Origin of the sequence: Streptomyces sp. NRRL S-455 (genome assembly GCF_000717875.1) — a bacterium.
GTDB lineage: Bacteria > Actinomycetota > Actinomycetes > Streptomycetales > Streptomycetaceae > Streptomyces.
The window spans coordinates 35601-50466 of record NZ_JOCT01000021.1; the positions used below are offsets into that span (position 1 = coordinate 35601).

Below are 14866 nucleotides of genomic sequence, written 5' to 3' on the forward strand. Positions count from 1 at the left end.
GGACCGGGATCGTGGAACGGGGCGGAATGGACGCGTACGACGAAGGCGAACGGGGCCATCCGCGCGTTCTGAACCCGCATGCACCGGACCCGTCCGTGCCGGATCCGCATGCACCGGACCCCTCCGCACCGGCCCCATCCCTACCGGACCCGCACATCGAGCCCCGCACCGGCATAGCCGCGCTCTCCCTCGGCTACCAGATCGGCGTCGCGCTGGCGCTCGCGGTCGTCGCGGTCGGGGTCTGTGTGCACCTCGGCATGACGTTCCTGCACGTCGCACCGGCGAACACGGTCACGAGGGAACACGGCCAGGCCGTGGACGACTGGATATATCCCGAGTTCGAGCAGAACTGGAAGCTCTTCGCCCCGAACCCGCTCCAGCAGGACATCTCGATACAGGCGCGCGCCGAGGTCCGGGACGGGGAAGGCGGGACGGCGACCACCGGCTGGTACGACCTGTCCGCCGAGGACGGCCGGGCCATCGACGGCAACCTGCTGCCCAGCCACACCCAGCAGAACGAGCTGCGCCGTGCCTGGGACTTCCTCGTCGCCACGCACGACAGCGAGAACCGGCCGGTGGGCCTGCGCGGCTCGCTCTCCGAGTCGTACCTGCGCCGGATCGTGGTGCTGCGCCTCGGCCGCGACGACGCCGTGCGGGCCGCGACCGGGGGCGGTGGTGCGATCGAGCGGGTCCAGGTCCGCTCCCGCACCAGCAACGTGCCCCCGCCCGACTGGAGCCGGGAGAAGGTCTCGACGACGCCGTCCTACCGCGAGCTGCCGTGGTGGCCGGTGCCGCGGGCCGAGGCCGAGGGGGGCGTGCGGTGAACCGCTTCTCGCTGGCCCTCTCGCGGGGCATCGCCCGCGTCACCGAGGCCGCCCTCGGTCCGTACCAGACCGCCGTGATCCGCATCGGCTTCAGCGCCACCTGGCTGCTGTTCCTGCTGCGCGAGCTACCGCACCGACACGAGCTCTACGGCCCCGACGGCCCCTGGAGCTCGAATCTCGCCGAGCAGCTGATCGGGACCAACGGTGCCTTCACCGCCCTGATGTGGTCGGACGGCCTGATCTGGTTCGAGCTCGTCTACGCGGTCGCGATCCTCGCCGCCGCCCTGCTGATGCTGGGCTGGCGCACTCGCACCATGTCGGTGCTGTTCATGGTCGGCGTGCTGTCGCTGCAGAACCGCAGCGTCTTCATGGGCGACGGCGGCGACAACGTGCTGCACCTGATGTCGGTCTACCTGGTGTTCACACGCTGCGCCCAGGTGTGGTCGCTGGACGCCCGGCGGGCCTCGCGCGCCCGGGTGGCACAGGCACGGGGCGAGCGCGTCACGGACCGGACCGGCCCCGCCCTGTGGTGCGTGTTCGGGTTGGTGCTGGTCGCGGTGACCCTGGCCGGACGCATGGAGGGCGAGAAGCTGATACCCGCGCTGTTGTGGACGGTGTGGGTGGCGCAGGCCCTGTGGTGGCTGGCCGGGCGCCGGGCGAAGCCCGGTGAGCCGCGGATCCTGCTCGACGTCGTCGCCAACATCGTGCACAACGGCGCCCTGCTCGTGATCATGGCCGAGGCGTGCCTGATCTACGCCACGGCCGGCTGGTACAAGGTCCAGGGTTCCCGCTGGCAGGACGGCACCGCGGTCTACTACCCGCTCCACCTGGAGTACTTCTCGCCCTGGCCCGCGCTCGCCGACCTGCTGTCCGCCAGCGGCACCCTCGTGATGCTCGTGACCTACGGCACGGTCCTCGTGCAGGTCGCCTTTCCGTTCACGCTGTTCAACCGGCGGGTGAAGAACGTCCTGCTGGCGGCCATGATCACCGAGCACGCAGTGATCGCCGTCGTCCTCGGCCTGCCGTTCTTCTCGCTGGCGATGATCGCCGCGGACACGGTGTTCCTGCCGACGGCCTTCCTGCGCCGCCTGGGCGGCCGGGCGGCACGCGCGCGGGACCGACTGCTCCGGCGCGACGGGCGGCCGCCGGTCACCGAGCAGCACGCCGACGAGAACGCCGAGGCCACACACGTAGGCTTCGGCACATGACCGATCCCGTCACCGTCTGGCACCGGCTCGCCGGCGGCACCGTCCTGCTCGACGGCTTCCACGCCCTCAAGCACGCCGTGCGGTTCGGCGCCGAGGTACCGGTCGCGGTCACCGCCGACCGGGCGGCCACGCTCGCCCTCGCGGACGAACTGGCCCCCGACGTACGGGACGCGCTGGCCGTGCTGCTGACGGAGGTGCCGCACGAGACGTACACGTCGTTCGTGCCGCGCCCGCACCCCACCGCCGTGGCCGCCCTGGCGGTACGACCGTCCCGCGAGTCCAACCTCGAAAAGCTGGCCCACGCCCCCCGCACCGCCCCGGTCGTGGTCCTCGACAACCCCCGCAACCTCGGCAACGCGGGGGCGGTGATCCGCCTGGCGGCGGGTTTCGGAGCGACCGGCGTGGTGACGACGGGCACGGTCGACCCCTGGCATCCGACGGTCGTACGCGGCGGGGCGGGCCTGCACTTCGCGACCGCCGTGGAACGCCTCACGGTGGAGGAACTGCCCTCCGGCCCCCTGTTCGCCCTGGACCCGGAGGGCGACGACCTCCGGGGCGTCAAGCTCCCGGACGACGCCGTCCTCGCGTTCGGCTCGGAACGCACGGGCCTGTCGACGGACCTGCGCGCGCGTGCGGACCAATTGCTGTCCCTGCCGATGCGTCCGCAGGTCAGCAGTTACAACCTGGCGACGAGCGTGGCGATGACTCTCTACCACTGGAGTTACGGAGCGCCCCACCGAGGCGTGTGAGAGGGTTGCCGCCCCTACCGGCACAGCCGGGCTCAGAAGGTATGCCAGAGCCCCCAAAGCGTCCAACTGCTGAGGTTTTCGGCCCAGGGTGGGTGCGCGACTCCCGCATGGGCGAAGGGCGGCCACCACCGCCCCACGCCCCGCCGACGCTGTCGGCCCCGTCGGATTACGACTTCATAACGGCCCGGGACGGCGTGCCCGCTGACCGCTCGTTCGCCTTCGACAAGCGTTCCCGTCTGCCACCCCCAGGATGATTGTCATGCGCGACCGCACCTCCGGAGCCGCCGCTCCGGGAGCCGTCCTCAGCGACGCCGACCTGACCGCCTTCATACGCAGCGGCCCCCCGAATGCCGCCGACGAGGCGCTCGACGAGCTCTACCGGCGGCACCGCACTGCGGTCATCGCCTACGCCCGCACCTGCACACGAGACGCGTACACGGCGGAGGACCTGGCCTCGGAGGCGTTCACCCGCGCGCTGCGCGCCGTGCGCGGAGGTGCCGGTCCCGAGGGGGCCTGGCGGCCGTATCTGCTGACCACGGTCCGCCGCACGGCCGCGTCGTGGGCCGCCACCGCCGACCGGATCGAGCTGTCCCCCGATTTCGGGACCTGGCTCTCCGAGGCGCCGAGCGGTGAGGAACAGACGCTGCTACGGGAGGACGCCGACCTGATCCAGCGCGCGTTCCGCAGTCTTCCCGAGCGCTGGCAGACCGCGCTGTGGCACTCGGCTGTGGAGGAGGAACCAGCGAAGCGGATCGCGCCACTGCTCGGCATCAGTCCGAGCGGCGTCGCGTCCCTCACCGCCCGGGCGCGTGAGGGGCTGCGTGAGGCGTACCTGACCGAGTACGCGGCGGACCCGACGATGTCCGACGACTGCCGGCACTTCACGGGCCTGTTGGCCGCCTCGGTCCGCCGCGGCGGGCGGCACGGCGCGCACTCTGGTCTCACGCGCCATCTCTCGGGATGCCGCCGGTGTCGCCGTGCGAACCACCAACTGTGGGAGCTGAACAGCTCGCTCAAGGCCGTGCTCCCGGCGGGCGTTCTGCTGTGGGTAGGTGCCTCATACGGCACGAAGGCCGTGGGAGCGGCCGCGGTCGCCGGCTCCGCGGGCTCCGGCGGCACGGGGTCCGCGGCCACCACAGGGGCCACCTCGACCGTCAAGGTCGCCGGCATCGGCGCCGCCCTCCTCGCCTTGTCGATCGGCGGCTACGCGGCTCTGCCCGACGGCACCGACCCGCCGTCACCCCGGTCCGCCCCGGCGGCCACGCGACCCGCGCTTTCCTCGTCCCCCGCCCCCGCCCCCACCCGGAGCGAACGCCACGACCCGAAGCCCTCCTCCCGTGCACCGTCCGCACGCGCCTCCAAGAAGCCGGCTCCTCCCGCCAGGCAGCCGACTCCTCCCGCTTGGCGGCCGGCTGCTGACGACCGCGCCCCGCTGCCGATCGTGTCCACCGGCCGCTGCATGGACATCTCCACGGCCGAGGGCGCCGAGCCGTACGAGGCCAAGTGCGACGGCAGCCGTACGCAGCAGTGGGAGTTGCTCGTCGACCGTGCCGCACAGGAGGCCCGCATCCGGAACTACGCAACCGGCATGTGTCTCACCCACAGTGGCGCGTCGACGGACGGCGCCCCGGTCCGCCAGGAGCGCGCCTGCAACTCCACCGCGGCCACGGCCCGGTGGACCTACTTCTTCCGGGACTCCGGCACCGTCAACTTCGCTCAGAAGGGGAACACCACGTACTTCCTGGGCATCGACGAGTGGAACAAGGCCGACGGGCCTCACTCGCCTGCCATCGGCACGACGGCGAACTACTACGACACCGACTCCCTCCGGTTCCGTTACACAGGAGACGTCTTCAGCGGCTGACGAGGGCCACTCCTCGTGGGGCGTCCGGCGTTTCCGGGCACCTCCCTCCCGCGAGAGGTGCCCAGAACCGGTTCAGGAAGGCGGAGTCAGCGTGCGTGGCGAGCCATGGCCGCCCGCTTGCGGCGGAACTTCAGCAGGAACGCACCGCCGGCCGCGAGCAGCGCCGCGCCGCCCGCCGCCATGGGCAGGTAGTCGGTGGTGTCGGCGCCGGTCTCGGCGAGATTGGCGCCATCGCGGCCGCCGGCACCGCCCGTGCCTTCCGCACCGTCCTCGTCCCCGGAAGCGACCCGCTCACTGCTGCCGGTCTGCGGCGCCGCGCCGTCGCCGGACTCGCCATCGGCCTTCGCGGGGCTCGGTACCCCGTTCAGGCTGACTGCCACCGTCGCCGCACCGTCACCGGACTTCTCCACCTTGATCTCAACCTTGTGTGCCTTGTCGGTGAAGGCCGTGCCGGCCTTGAGAGTGTCATCGTCACCAGGCGTGGTGTCGATCAGGGTGGCGCCCCTGCCGAAGTCGCCGTTCTTCACGCGGTAGGCGTGCACGCCCGCGAGGCGATCGTCGAGTGTGCCGGACCCACCGCGCACCTCCACGACCAGGCTGTCCTGCCCGGCCGGAACGATCAGCGCGCGCACGCCGTCACCCGGTCCATGCAGAGAACGCATCGTGTACGTCCCGGATTTGGCGACCGTCACGGCTTCCTTGTCCGACAGCCACTTTGCGTGAATCAGCTCGGGCGCGGTCAGGCCCACCGCCACGCCCCCTCCCCCCATGGGGGTCTTGAAGCTGTGATCCGGCGTGTCCCGGCAGCTCGCCAGGTCCGAGTCCTCGCAGCGGATCCGCATCTGGTGGCCGTAGCCGAGGTTGTGGCCCAACTCGTGGGATATCACCGTCTGGTCGACTGTGCCGTCGCCGGACGGAAGCCAGGTCACGCCGCCGCCAAGAGAGCCGAGTCCCCCGAAGCTGCAGCCCGCCTTCTCGCCGGGGAAGACCAGCGACAGGTGATCGAAGTCGTCCACCCAGGTCAAGCCCTGTTCCTCCAGCGCCTTCTTCGTCAGCCCATAGATCGAGTCCTTGTCGCAGCCGGCGGCCGGTATGTCGAGATTGATCGGGCCGATCACTCCGTCCTCACCCCCCGCGGCCGGCTTGAACGTGGTGGCTTGCCGGGTCACCTCGTTGTAGTACGAGTTCAGGGACCGAGTCTTGCCGAAGTAGCTGTTCTGCGCGTTGCTCCTGGCCTTCGCGGGGTCAGCGAAGGAGCTGTCGCTGAAGTTGATCAGCGCGATCTGGATCCGCCGCGGGGCAGGGCCGTCCGCGGCAGCGGCGGGGGACGGTGCCGTCGCAGCCAGTGCGACGGACGTGCAGGCGGCGGACATGAGCAGGGCGCCGCGAGGCACACGCATGGAAAGGTCCTTCCGGTGGTTGAGCGGCTCGCGCGGTGCGAGCGAACTCGGAGCTTGCACGTGCTCCCGGACGACGCTCATCGCATGAGCGCCCCAAAGGAGCTGTCACCGGTTGAGGAGCGCGGCCGCCCTATACCGTCCTGGCGCGTTATCCGTTCGTTATGAGGGGGTGCGAACAGCGGAACCCGTCGCGGATGAGAGCCCACAGGACGTTCACGTCTCGGCGGGCCGGGGCGTAGGTGATGGCCTCATCAGGGGTGCCGGTTCCTCCCATGCCGGTCTGGCAGGGCGGACAGATGGATGAGCTCTCCAGCTCCCCCGGGCCGGGTGGTGGTGAGCTCGGCGACCGTCAAACAGGCCGTCATGGAGATGGAGGCCGGCACGGGACGCAGCCGTGAGGTCCTGGCTGCCGTGGCAGGCGATGGCGCCTCGTCGGCGGCGATCCCGGTACGTGGCCCGTCCGCACTGCCCGCACCGGTAGCAGTACGCCGTGAATCGCGTAGGCGTGCCCGGGAGCATGCCATGGTCCCCGGAGCCGAGTCCGCCCCGCAGTGGCATCTGGTCACCGCACAGGTCCGCTTCACGCACCTGCTGCGCGAAGCGGACCCGCGCGGTGGAGCCGACGGGCCGCCACCTCCTACGCCTCCCGCCGCACCTCCACAACCCGGAACCGGTTGGCCACGAACGCCCCGTCGCACAGCGCCGCACTCGCCGCCGGATTACCGCCCGACCCGTGGAAGTCCGAGAACGCGGCCGTCTGGTTCACATACACCCCACCCGTCAGATTCAGCGACAGCTGCGCCGCCTCCTCCAGGCAGGCCTCCCGCACGTCCTGCTCGACCTCCGGGTCGGTGGTGTACGCCCCGACGGTCATCGCGCCCTTCTCACGGACGGTCCGGCGCAGCAGCTCCACCGCGTCCGAGGCCGAGTCGACCGCGACCGCGAAGGACACCGGCCCGAAGCACTCGCTCATGTACGCGGCCTCCGCGTCCGGCTTGGCCCCGTCCAGCTTCACGATCACCGGCGTCCGGACGACCGCACCGGGGAAGTCCGGGTTGGCGATCTCCCGGGAGGCCAGCGCGACCTCGCCCAGCCCACCGGCCGCCTCCAGCCGCGCCTTCACGTCCGGGTTGACGATCGCCCCGAGCAGCGCGTTGGCCCGGGCGTCGTCGCCCAGCAGCCCGTCCACCGCCTTGGCGAGATCCGCCACGACCTCGTCGTAGGACTTGGGCCCCTGGTCCGTGGAAATGCCCTCGCGCGGGACGAGCAGGTTCTGCGGGGTCGTGCACATCTGGCCGCTGTACAGGGACAGCGAGAACGCCAGGTTGGAGAGCATCCCCTTGTAGTCGGACGTGGAGTGCACGATGACCGTGTTGACGCCGGCCTTCTCCGTGTAGACCTGCGCCTGGCGGGCGTTGGCCTCCAGCCAGTCGCCGAACTCGGTGGAGCCCGTGTAGTCGATGATCCGGACCTCGGGGCGCAGGGCGAGTGTCTTGGCGATGCCCTCGCCGGGGCGCTCGGCGGCCAGCGCGACCAGGTTCGGGTCGAAGCCCGCTTCGGCGAGCACCTCGCGGGCGACCTGCACGGTGAGGGCGAGCGGCAGCACCGCGCGCGGGTGGGGCTTGACCAGGACCGCGTTGCCGGTGGCGAGGGAGGCGAACAGGCCCGGGTAGCCGTTCCACGTCGGGAAGGTGTTGCAGCCGATCATCAGGGCGATGCCGCGCGGGACCGGCGTGAACTGCTTGGTCATGGCCAGCGGGTCGCGCTTGCCCTGGGGTTTGGTCCACTCCGCGGTGTCGGGCGTGCGCACCTGCTCCACGTAGGCGTAGGCCACCGCCTCGAGGCCGCGGTCCTGCGCGTGCGGCCCGCCCGCCTGGAACGCCATCATGAAGGCCTGGCCGGAGGTGTGCATGACCGCGTGCGCGAACTCGTGCGTCCGGTCGCTGATGCGCTTGAGGATCTCCAGGCAGACCACCGCGCGCTGCTCCGCGCCCGCGTCCCGCCAGGCGCGCTGGCCGGCCTTCATCGCGGGGAGCAGCACGTCGAGGTCCGCGTGCGGGTACGTGACGCCCAGGTCGACGCCGTACGGGGAGGTCTCGCCGCCCACCCAGTCGTCCGTGCCCGGCTGGCCGAGGTCGAGGCGGGTGCCGAGCAGGGCGTCGAAGGCGGCCTTGCCCGCCGCCGCGTCCAGGCTGCCGTTCTCCCCGTAGGCCTTGGGGTGCTCGGGGTGCGGGGACCAGTACGCGCGCGTGCGGATCGCTTCCAGCGCCTGGTCGAGGGTGGACCGGTGCCGGGCGATCAGCTCGTGCGCCGAGAGTGCGGCGGCGGTCATGGGGGACCAACTCCTCGTCTCAAGAACTCCTCGTCGAGTTCATGACCTGGGCAGAAACCTGGGCGGGAACACTCGGACACAGCTAGAGTAACCGAACGATCGGTCGGTTCAAGGGGGTCCACCGCATCTGTGGAAAACCCCGTGCGGGAGGATCGCGCACATGACAGCACTCGACCTCAGCAGCCCCGTGGCCGTCGTCGGCACCGGCACCATGGGCCAGGGCATCGCCCAGGTCGCGCTGGTCGCCGGCCATCCCGTACGGCTGTACGACGCACTCCCCGGGCGGGCGCGGCAGGCGGCCGACGCGATCGCGGCCCGCCTGGACCGGCTCGTCGAGAAGGAGCGGCTCACCGCCGCCGAGCGGGACGCCGCCCGCGCCCGGCTGCGGCCCGCCGAGACCCTCACCGAGCTCGCCGACTGCTCCCTGGTCGTCGAGGCGGTCCTGGAGCGGCTGGACGTCAAGCAGGAGCTGTTCCGCGAGCTGGAGGACATCGTCGACCGCGACTGCCTGCTCGCCACCAACACCTCGTCCCTCTCCGTCACCGCCATCGGCGGCGCCCTGCGTGCCCCCGGCCGCTTCGTCGGACTGCACTTCTTCAACCCGGCGCCGCTGCTGCCGCTGGTCGAGGTCGTCTCCGGGTTCGCCACGGACGTCACCTACGCCACGCGTGCGTACGAGACCGCCCGCGCCTGGGGCAAGACGCCGGTGGCCTGCGCGGACACCCCTGGCTTCATCGTCAACCGCATCGCCCGGCCCTTCTACGCCGAGGCCTTCGCGGTGTACGAGGCGCAGGGCGCCGACCCGGCCACCATCGACGCCGTGCTGCGCGAGTCGGGCGGCTTCCGGATGGGCGCGTTCGAGCTGACCGACCTGATCGGCCAGGACGTCAACGAGTCCGTCACGCGGTCGGTCTGGGAGTCCTTCTTCCAGGACGTGCGCTTCACCCCGTCCCTCGCCCAGCGCCGCCTGGTCGAGTCCGGCCGGCTGGGCCGCAAGACCGGCCAGGGCTGGTACGACCACCGAGGGGGCGCCGAACGCCCCGAGCCGGACACCGCCGAGCACCGGCGGCCGCCCGCGTACGTCGTCGCCGAGGGCGGCCTGGGACCGGCCTCCGAACTGCTCGCGATGATCCGCGAGGCGGGCATCCCGGTCCGTGACGAGGACGAGGACAACGGCAGCCGGCTGGTGCTGCCGAGCGGCGGTCAGCTGGTCCTCGCCGACGGGCAGACGTCCGTGGAGTTCCGGGACGTCGTCTACTTCGACCTGGCCCTGGACTACCGCAAGGCGACCCGGATCGCCCTGTCCGCCTCCCAGGACACCGCCCCGCAGACCCTCGCCGAGGCCACCGGCCTCTTCCAGGCGCTCGGCAAGCAGGTCAGCGTCATCGGGGACGTGCCCGGCATGATCGTCGCCCGCACGGTCGCGCGGATCATCGACCTGGCGCACGACGCCGTCGCCAAGGGCGTGGCCACCGAGGAGGACATCGACACCGCGATGCGCCTCGGTGTCAACTATCCCCTGGGCCCGTTCGAGTGGAGCCGCCGGCTCGGCCGCTACTGGGCCTACGCGCTCCTGGACGACTTGCACGTACGCGACCCCTCGGGGCGCTACGCGCCGTCCCTCGCGCTGTACCGCCACGCCCACGCCTCCGACAAGCGGGAGGGCACCGCCTCATGACCACCGCCAAGCGCGACACCTACACCCCGGACACCCTGCTGTCCGTCGCCGTCCGGGTGTTCAACGAGCGTGGCTACGACGGCACCTCCATGGAGCACCTCTCCAAGGCGGCCGGCATCTCCAAGTCGTCGATCTACCACCACGTATCCGGCAAGGAGGAGCTGCTGCGCCGGGCCGTGAGCCGGGCGCTCGACGGTCTCTTCGGGATCCTCGGGGAGGAGCACGCGCGCGTGGGGCGTGCCGCCGAGCGCCTGGAGTACGTCGTGCGGCGCATGGTCGAGGTGCTCATAGCCGAGCTGCCCTATGTGACGCTGCTGCTGCGGGTGCGCGGCAACACCGACACCGAGCGGTGGGCGCTGGAGCGGCGCCGCGACTTCGACCACCGGGTGGCCGATCTGCTGAGGGCCGCGGCGGCGGAAGGGGACGTGCGCGGCGACATCGACGGCCGGCTGGTGACCCGGCTGGTCTTCGGCATGATCAACTCGATTGTCGAGTGGTACCGGCCGGACGGGCGCGGCATGGGCGAGCGCGAGGTGGCCGACGCGGTGGTGCGACTGGCGTTCGGGGGGCTCCGGAAGGACGCCTGAGCGGCTCCGCTCAGCTCTGCGGCTCCAGGTCCTCCTCCTCGAAGACCAGCAGCGTGCGCGTGCTGAGCACCTGCGGGATGGCCTGGAGCCGGGTGAGCACCAGTTCGCGCAGGGCCCGGTTGTCGGACACGTGCACCAGCAGCAGCACGTCGAAGTCGCCGCCCACCAGGGCGATGTGAGAGGCCCCGGGCAGCTGTCTGAGCTCCTCGCGCACCGTCCGCCAGGAGTTCTGCACGATCTTCAGGGTGATGTACGCGGATGTGCCCTGACCTGCCCGTTCGTGATTGACGCGGGCGCCGAAGCCACGGATGACTCCGTCCTCGACGAGCCGGTTGATCCGGGCGTAGGCGTTGGCGCGCGAGACGTGGACCCGCTCGGCGACCGACCGTATCGAGGAGCGGCCGTCCGCCTGGAGCATGCGCAGGATGTCCTGGTCGATGGCGTCCAGGGGCCGCGGTGGCGGCAGCGCACCGCTGTCGTCCTGGCTCCCGGCCCTGCTCTCGGCCATTTGTTCAGATGCCACCTGCGCCACCCTCCCTGCCATGGACGTACTGCGTCCATCTCAGGCTGTGGAGAACCGTTTGTCCACAGCCTGATGCCACCCGTAGCCAAAATGTGCCGACGACCGAACAATCGGTAGGTGAGGCGGGTCACAGCCGACGCGTCTCCCGTAGCCGCTTCCACGAGGAGGTGCCGTCATGACGGTCATGGAGCAGCGGGGCGCGTACCGGCCGACCCCGCCGCCCGCCTGGCAGCCCCGTACGGACCCAGCGCCGCTGCTGCCCGACGCGGAGCCGTACCGCGTCCTCGGCACCGAGGCCGCGGCGAAGGCCGACCCGGAGCTGCTGCGGGCGCTGTACGCGCAGCTGGTCCGCGGCCGCCGCTACAACGCGCAGGCCACCGCCCTCACCAAGCAGGGCCGCCTCGCCGTCTATCCCTCCAGCACCGGGCAGGAGGCCTGCGAGGTCGCCGCCGCGATGGTGCTTCAGGAGCGCGACTGGCTCTTCCCGAGCTACCGCGACACGCTCGCCGTCGTCGCCCGCGGCGTGGACCCCGTCGAGGCGCTCACCCTGCTGCGCGGCGACTGGCACACCGGCTACGACCCCCATGAGCACCGGGTCGCCCCCCTGTGCACCCCGCTCGCCACCCAGCTGCCGCACGCCGTGGGCCTCGCGCACGCCGCCCGCCTCAAGGGCGACGACGTGGTCGCGCTCGCCATGGTCGGCGACGGCGGCACCAGCGAGGGCGACTTCCACGAGGCGCTGAACTTCGCCGCCGTCTGGCAGGCACCGGTCGTCTTCCTGGTGCAGAACAACGGCTTCGCGATCTCCGTTCCGCTCGCCAAGCAGACCGCGGCCCCGTCACTGGCCCACAAGGCCGTCGGCTACGGCATGCCCGGCCGCCTGGTCGACGGCAACGACGCCGCCGCCGTGCACGAGGTCCTCTCCGACGCCGTACGCCACGCCCGCGCGGGCGGCGGCCCCACCCTCGTCGAGGCGATCACCTACCGCGTCGACGCCCACACCAACGCCGACGACGCCACCCGCTACCGCGGCGACGCCGAGGTCGAGACCTGGCGCGAGCACGACCCGATCCAGCTGCTGGAGCGGGAGCTCACCGCGCGCGGCCTGCTCGACGAGGACGGGAAGCGGGCCGCGGCGGACGCTGCCGAGGCGATGGCCGCCTCCCTGCGCGAGCACATGAACCAGGACCCGGTGCTCGACCCCATGGACCTGTTCACCGACGTCTACGCCGAGCCCACGCCCCAGCTGCGCGAGCAGCGGGAGCAGCTGCGGGCCGAGCTGGAGGCCGAGGCCGGCGCCGAGCCCGAGGGGGGCACGCACCGATGACCACCGTCGCCGTCAAGCCGGCCACCATGGCGCAGGCCCTCACCCGCGCGCTGCGCGACGCGATGGCCGCCGACCCCGCCGTGCACGTCATGGGCGAGGACGTCGGCACCCTGGGCGGTGTCTTCCGCGTCACCGACGGCCTCGCCGAGGAGTTCGGCGAGGACCGCTGCACGGACACCCCGCTCGCCGAGGCGGGCATCCTCGGCACAGCGGTCGGCATGGCCATGTACGGCCTGCGCCCGGTCGTGGAGATGCAGTTCGACGCCTTCGCCTACCCGGCGTTCGAGCAGCTCATCTCGCACGTCTCCCGGATGCGCAACCGCACCCGCGGCGCCATGCCCCTGCCGATCACCATCCGGGTCCCCTACGGCGGCGGCATCGGCGGAGTCGAGCACCACAGCGACTCCTCCGAGGCGTACTACATGGCGACTCCGGGGCTCCATGTCGTCACGCCCGCGACCGTCGCCGACGCCTACGGACTGCTGCGCGCGTCCATCGCCTCCGACGACCCGGTCGTCTTCCTGGAGCCGAAGCGGCTGTACTGGTCGAAGGACTCCTGGAACCCCGAGGAACCCACGCCCGTTGAACCCGTCGGCCGCGCGGTGGTGCGGCGCTCGGGCCGGAGCGCCACGCTCATCACGTACGGGCCGTCCGTACCCGTCTGCATGGAGGCGGCCGAGGCGGCCCGGGCCGAGGGCTGGGACCTCGAAGTCGTCGACCTGCGCTCCCTGGTGCCGTTCGACGACGAGACGGTGTGCGCCTCGGTGCGGCGGACGGGACGCGCGGTCGTCGTCCACGAGTCGGGCTCCTTCGGGGGCCCGGGCGGGGAGATCGCGGCCCGGGTCACGGAGCGCTGCTTCCACCACCTGGAGGCGCCGGTGCTGCGGGTGGCCGGGTTCGACGTCCCGTATCCGCCGCCGATGCTGGAGCGCCACCACCTGCCCGGTGTGGACCGGATCCTGGACGCCGTGGGGCGTCTGCAGTGGGAGGCCGAGAGCTGATGGCACAGGTGCTGGAGTTCAAGCTGCCCGACCTCGGTGAGGGACTCACCGAGGCGGAGATCGTGCGCTGGCTGGTCGAGGTCGGTGACGTCGTCGCCATCGACCAGCCGGTCGTCGAGGTCGAGACGGCCAAGGCGATGGTCGAGGTGCCCTGCCCCTACGGCGGCGTGGTCACGGCCCGCTTCGGCGAGGAGGGCACGGAACTGCCGGTCGGGGCACCGCTGATCACAGTGGCCGTGGGGGAGCGGGCGCCCGCCGGGTCCGGTGAGCCGGAGGCCGGGGGATCGGGCAACGTTCTGGTCGGATACGGCACGTCCGAGGCACCCGCGCGGCGACGCCGGGTCCGGCGGGAGCGGCCGGTGTCCGGTACGTCCGCGGCGTCAGGCCAGGACAGTGCACGGGTGGCCGCAGCGGCACCCGCCGACGCCAGTGCCTCCACCACCCGGACCGTGAACGGACAGGACGGTGGCCCCGAGACCGACGACGGCCCCGTCCCCGTGATCTCGCCCCTGGTGCGCCGACTGGCCCGGCAGAACGGCCTGGACCTGCGGGAGCTGACCGGCTCCGGCCCGGACGGGCTGATCCTGCGGGCGGACGTGGAGTACGCCCTGCGTGCCGCTGCCCGTCCCACCGCGCCGACGGCACCCGAACCCCAGCCCTCCACCGCACCGGCGGCCCCCGGCGAGATCCGCACCCCCCTCAAGGGCGTCCGCGGCGCCGTCGCCGACAAGCTGGCGCGCAGTCGCCGCGAGATCCCGGACGCGACCTGCTGGGTGGACGCCGACGCCACCGAATTCATGCGGGCGCGCACGGCCATGAACGCGGCCGGCGGACCGAAGATCTCCGTCCTCGCCCTGCTGGCCCGGATCTGCACCGCGGCCCTCGCCCGCTTCCCCGAGCTCAACTCCACCGTGGACGCGGAGGCCAGGGAGGTCGTGCGGTTCGACCAGGTGCACCTGGGCTTCGCCGCGCAGACCGACCGGGGGCTCGTCGTCCCGGTCGTACGGGACGCGCACGCGCGCGACGCCGAGTCGCTGACCGCGGAGTTCGCCCGGCTGACCGAGGCGGGCCGGACCGGGACGCTGACGCCCGCGGAACTCACCGGCGGGACCTTCACGCTGAACAACTACGGAGTCTTCGGCGTCGACGGATCCACCCCGATCATCAACCACCCCGAGGCGGCGATGCTCGGCGTCGGCCGCATCGTCCCCAAGCCCTGGGTGCACGAGGGCGAGCTGGCGGTGCGGCAGGTCGTCCAGCTCTCCCTCACCTTCGACCACCGGGTGTGCGACGGCGGCACGGCGGGCGGCTTCCTCCGCTATGTGGCGGACTGCGTGGAACAGCCGGCGGTGCTGCTGCGGACTGTGTGATCC

General features: G+C 71.9%; 12 protein-coding genes. 9 read left to right on the forward strand and 3 right to left on the reverse strand.

The window, feature by feature from the left end:
* Nucleotides 1–26 precede the first annotated feature (26 nt).
* The 4 genes from IE97_RS0125460 to IE97_RS0125475 all read left to right on the forward strand — a co-directional run bounded on the left by IE97_RS0125460 (nt 27) and on the right by IE97_RS0125475 (nt 4645).
* Nucleotides 27–824 carry a DUF5819 family protein gene (locus IE97_RS0125460; protein ID WP_030244983.1) on the forward strand — a complete coding sequence of 266 codons (798 nt, stop codon included), beginning with the start codon at nt 27–29 and terminating at the stop codon, nt 822–824.
* Nucleotides 821–2032, forward strand: a complete 1212-nt coding sequence (locus IE97_RS0125465; RefSeq protein ID WP_030244991.1) for an HTTM domain-containing protein — start codon at nt 821–823, stop codon at nt 2030–2032. The genes IE97_RS0125460 and IE97_RS0125465 overlap by 4 nt, the downstream gene beginning before the upstream one ends.
* Nucleotides 2029–2781, forward strand: coding sequence for a TrmH family RNA methyltransferase (locus tag IE97_RS0125470; RefSeq protein ID WP_030244995.1), 753 nt, complete (start codon nt 2029–2031; stop codon nt 2779–2781). The genes IE97_RS0125465 and IE97_RS0125470 overlap by 4 nt, the downstream gene beginning before the upstream one ends.
* 259 nt (nt 2782–3040) lie before the next feature.
* Nucleotides 3041–4645 (forward strand): sigma-70 family RNA polymerase sigma factor, encoded by a 1605-nt coding sequence (locus IE97_RS0125475; RefSeq protein WP_051705099.1) that lies wholly within the window; start codon nt 3041–3043, stop codon nt 4643–4645.
* An 86-nt stretch (nt 4646–4731) separates the two neighbouring features.
* Here the strand turns inward: IE97_RS0125475 and IE97_RS42215 are convergent, their stop codons facing one another.
* Together IE97_RS42215 and paaN are read right to left on the reverse strand one after the other, a co-directional pair.
* Complete coding sequence (locus tag IE97_RS42215) at nt 4732–6045, reverse strand: LPXTG cell wall anchor domain-containing protein (RefSeq protein ID WP_030245001.1); 1314 nt, start codon at nt 6043–6045, stop codon at nt 4732–4734.
* Nucleotides 6046–6682: 637 nt separating this feature from the next.
* Nucleotides 6683–8377 (reverse strand): phenylacetic acid degradation protein PaaN, encoded by a 1695-nt coding sequence (gene paaN, locus IE97_RS0125485; RefSeq protein ID WP_030245002.1) that lies wholly within the window; start codon nt 8375–8377, stop codon nt 6683–6685.
* 160 nt (nt 8378–8537) lie between these two features.
* Between paaN and IE97_RS0125490 the strand changes: the two genes are divergently transcribed.
* Complete coding sequence (locus tag IE97_RS0125490) at nt 8538–10055, forward strand: 3-hydroxyacyl-CoA dehydrogenase (RefSeq protein WP_030245003.1); 1518 nt, start codon at nt 8538–8540, stop codon at nt 10053–10055.
* Nucleotides 10052–10642 carry a TetR/AcrR family transcriptional regulator gene (locus tag IE97_RS0125495; RefSeq protein ID WP_030245004.1) on the forward strand — a complete coding sequence of 197 codons (591 nt, stop codon included), beginning with the start codon at nt 10052–10054 and terminating at the stop codon, nt 10640–10642. Before IE97_RS0125490 ends, IE97_RS0125495 begins: the two co-directional genes overlap by 4 nt.
* Nucleotides 10643–10652: 10 nt before the next feature.
* Here IE97_RS0125495 and IE97_RS0125500 read toward each other — a convergent pair whose 3' ends face one another.
* Nucleotides 10653–11150: an Lrp/AsnC family transcriptional regulator gene (locus IE97_RS0125500; protein ID WP_030245007.1), complete on the reverse strand. Its 498-nt coding sequence runs from the start codon at nt 11148–11150 to the stop codon at nt 10653–10655.
* Nucleotides 11151–11340: 190 nt separating this feature from the next.
* On the opposite strand from IE97_RS0125500, the gene pdhA reads away from it, so the two are divergent.
* Genes pdhA through IE97_RS0125515 form a run of 3 tightly spaced genes read left to right on the forward strand, consistent with a single transcriptional unit; the run spans nt 11341 to nt 14863 of the window.
* Nucleotides 11341–12492 carry a pyruvate dehydrogenase (acetyl-transferring) E1 component subunit alpha gene (pdhA, locus tag IE97_RS0125505; protein ID WP_030245008.1) on the forward strand — a complete coding sequence of 384 codons (1152 nt, stop codon included), beginning with the start codon at nt 11341–11343 and terminating at the stop codon, nt 12490–12492.
* Nucleotides 12489–13493, forward strand: coding sequence for an alpha-ketoacid dehydrogenase subunit beta (locus IE97_RS0125510; RefSeq protein WP_030245010.1), 1005 nt, complete (start codon nt 12489–12491; stop codon nt 13491–13493). Before pdhA ends, IE97_RS0125510 begins: the two co-directional genes overlap by 4 nt.
* Nucleotides 13493–14863 carry a dihydrolipoamide acetyltransferase family protein gene (locus IE97_RS0125515; protein WP_030245012.1) on the forward strand — a complete coding sequence of 457 codons (1371 nt, stop codon included), beginning with the start codon at nt 13493–13495 and terminating at the stop codon, nt 14861–14863. Before IE97_RS0125510 ends, IE97_RS0125515 begins: the two co-directional genes overlap by 1 nt.
* The last annotated feature ends 3 nt before the right edge of the window (nt 14864–14866 follow it).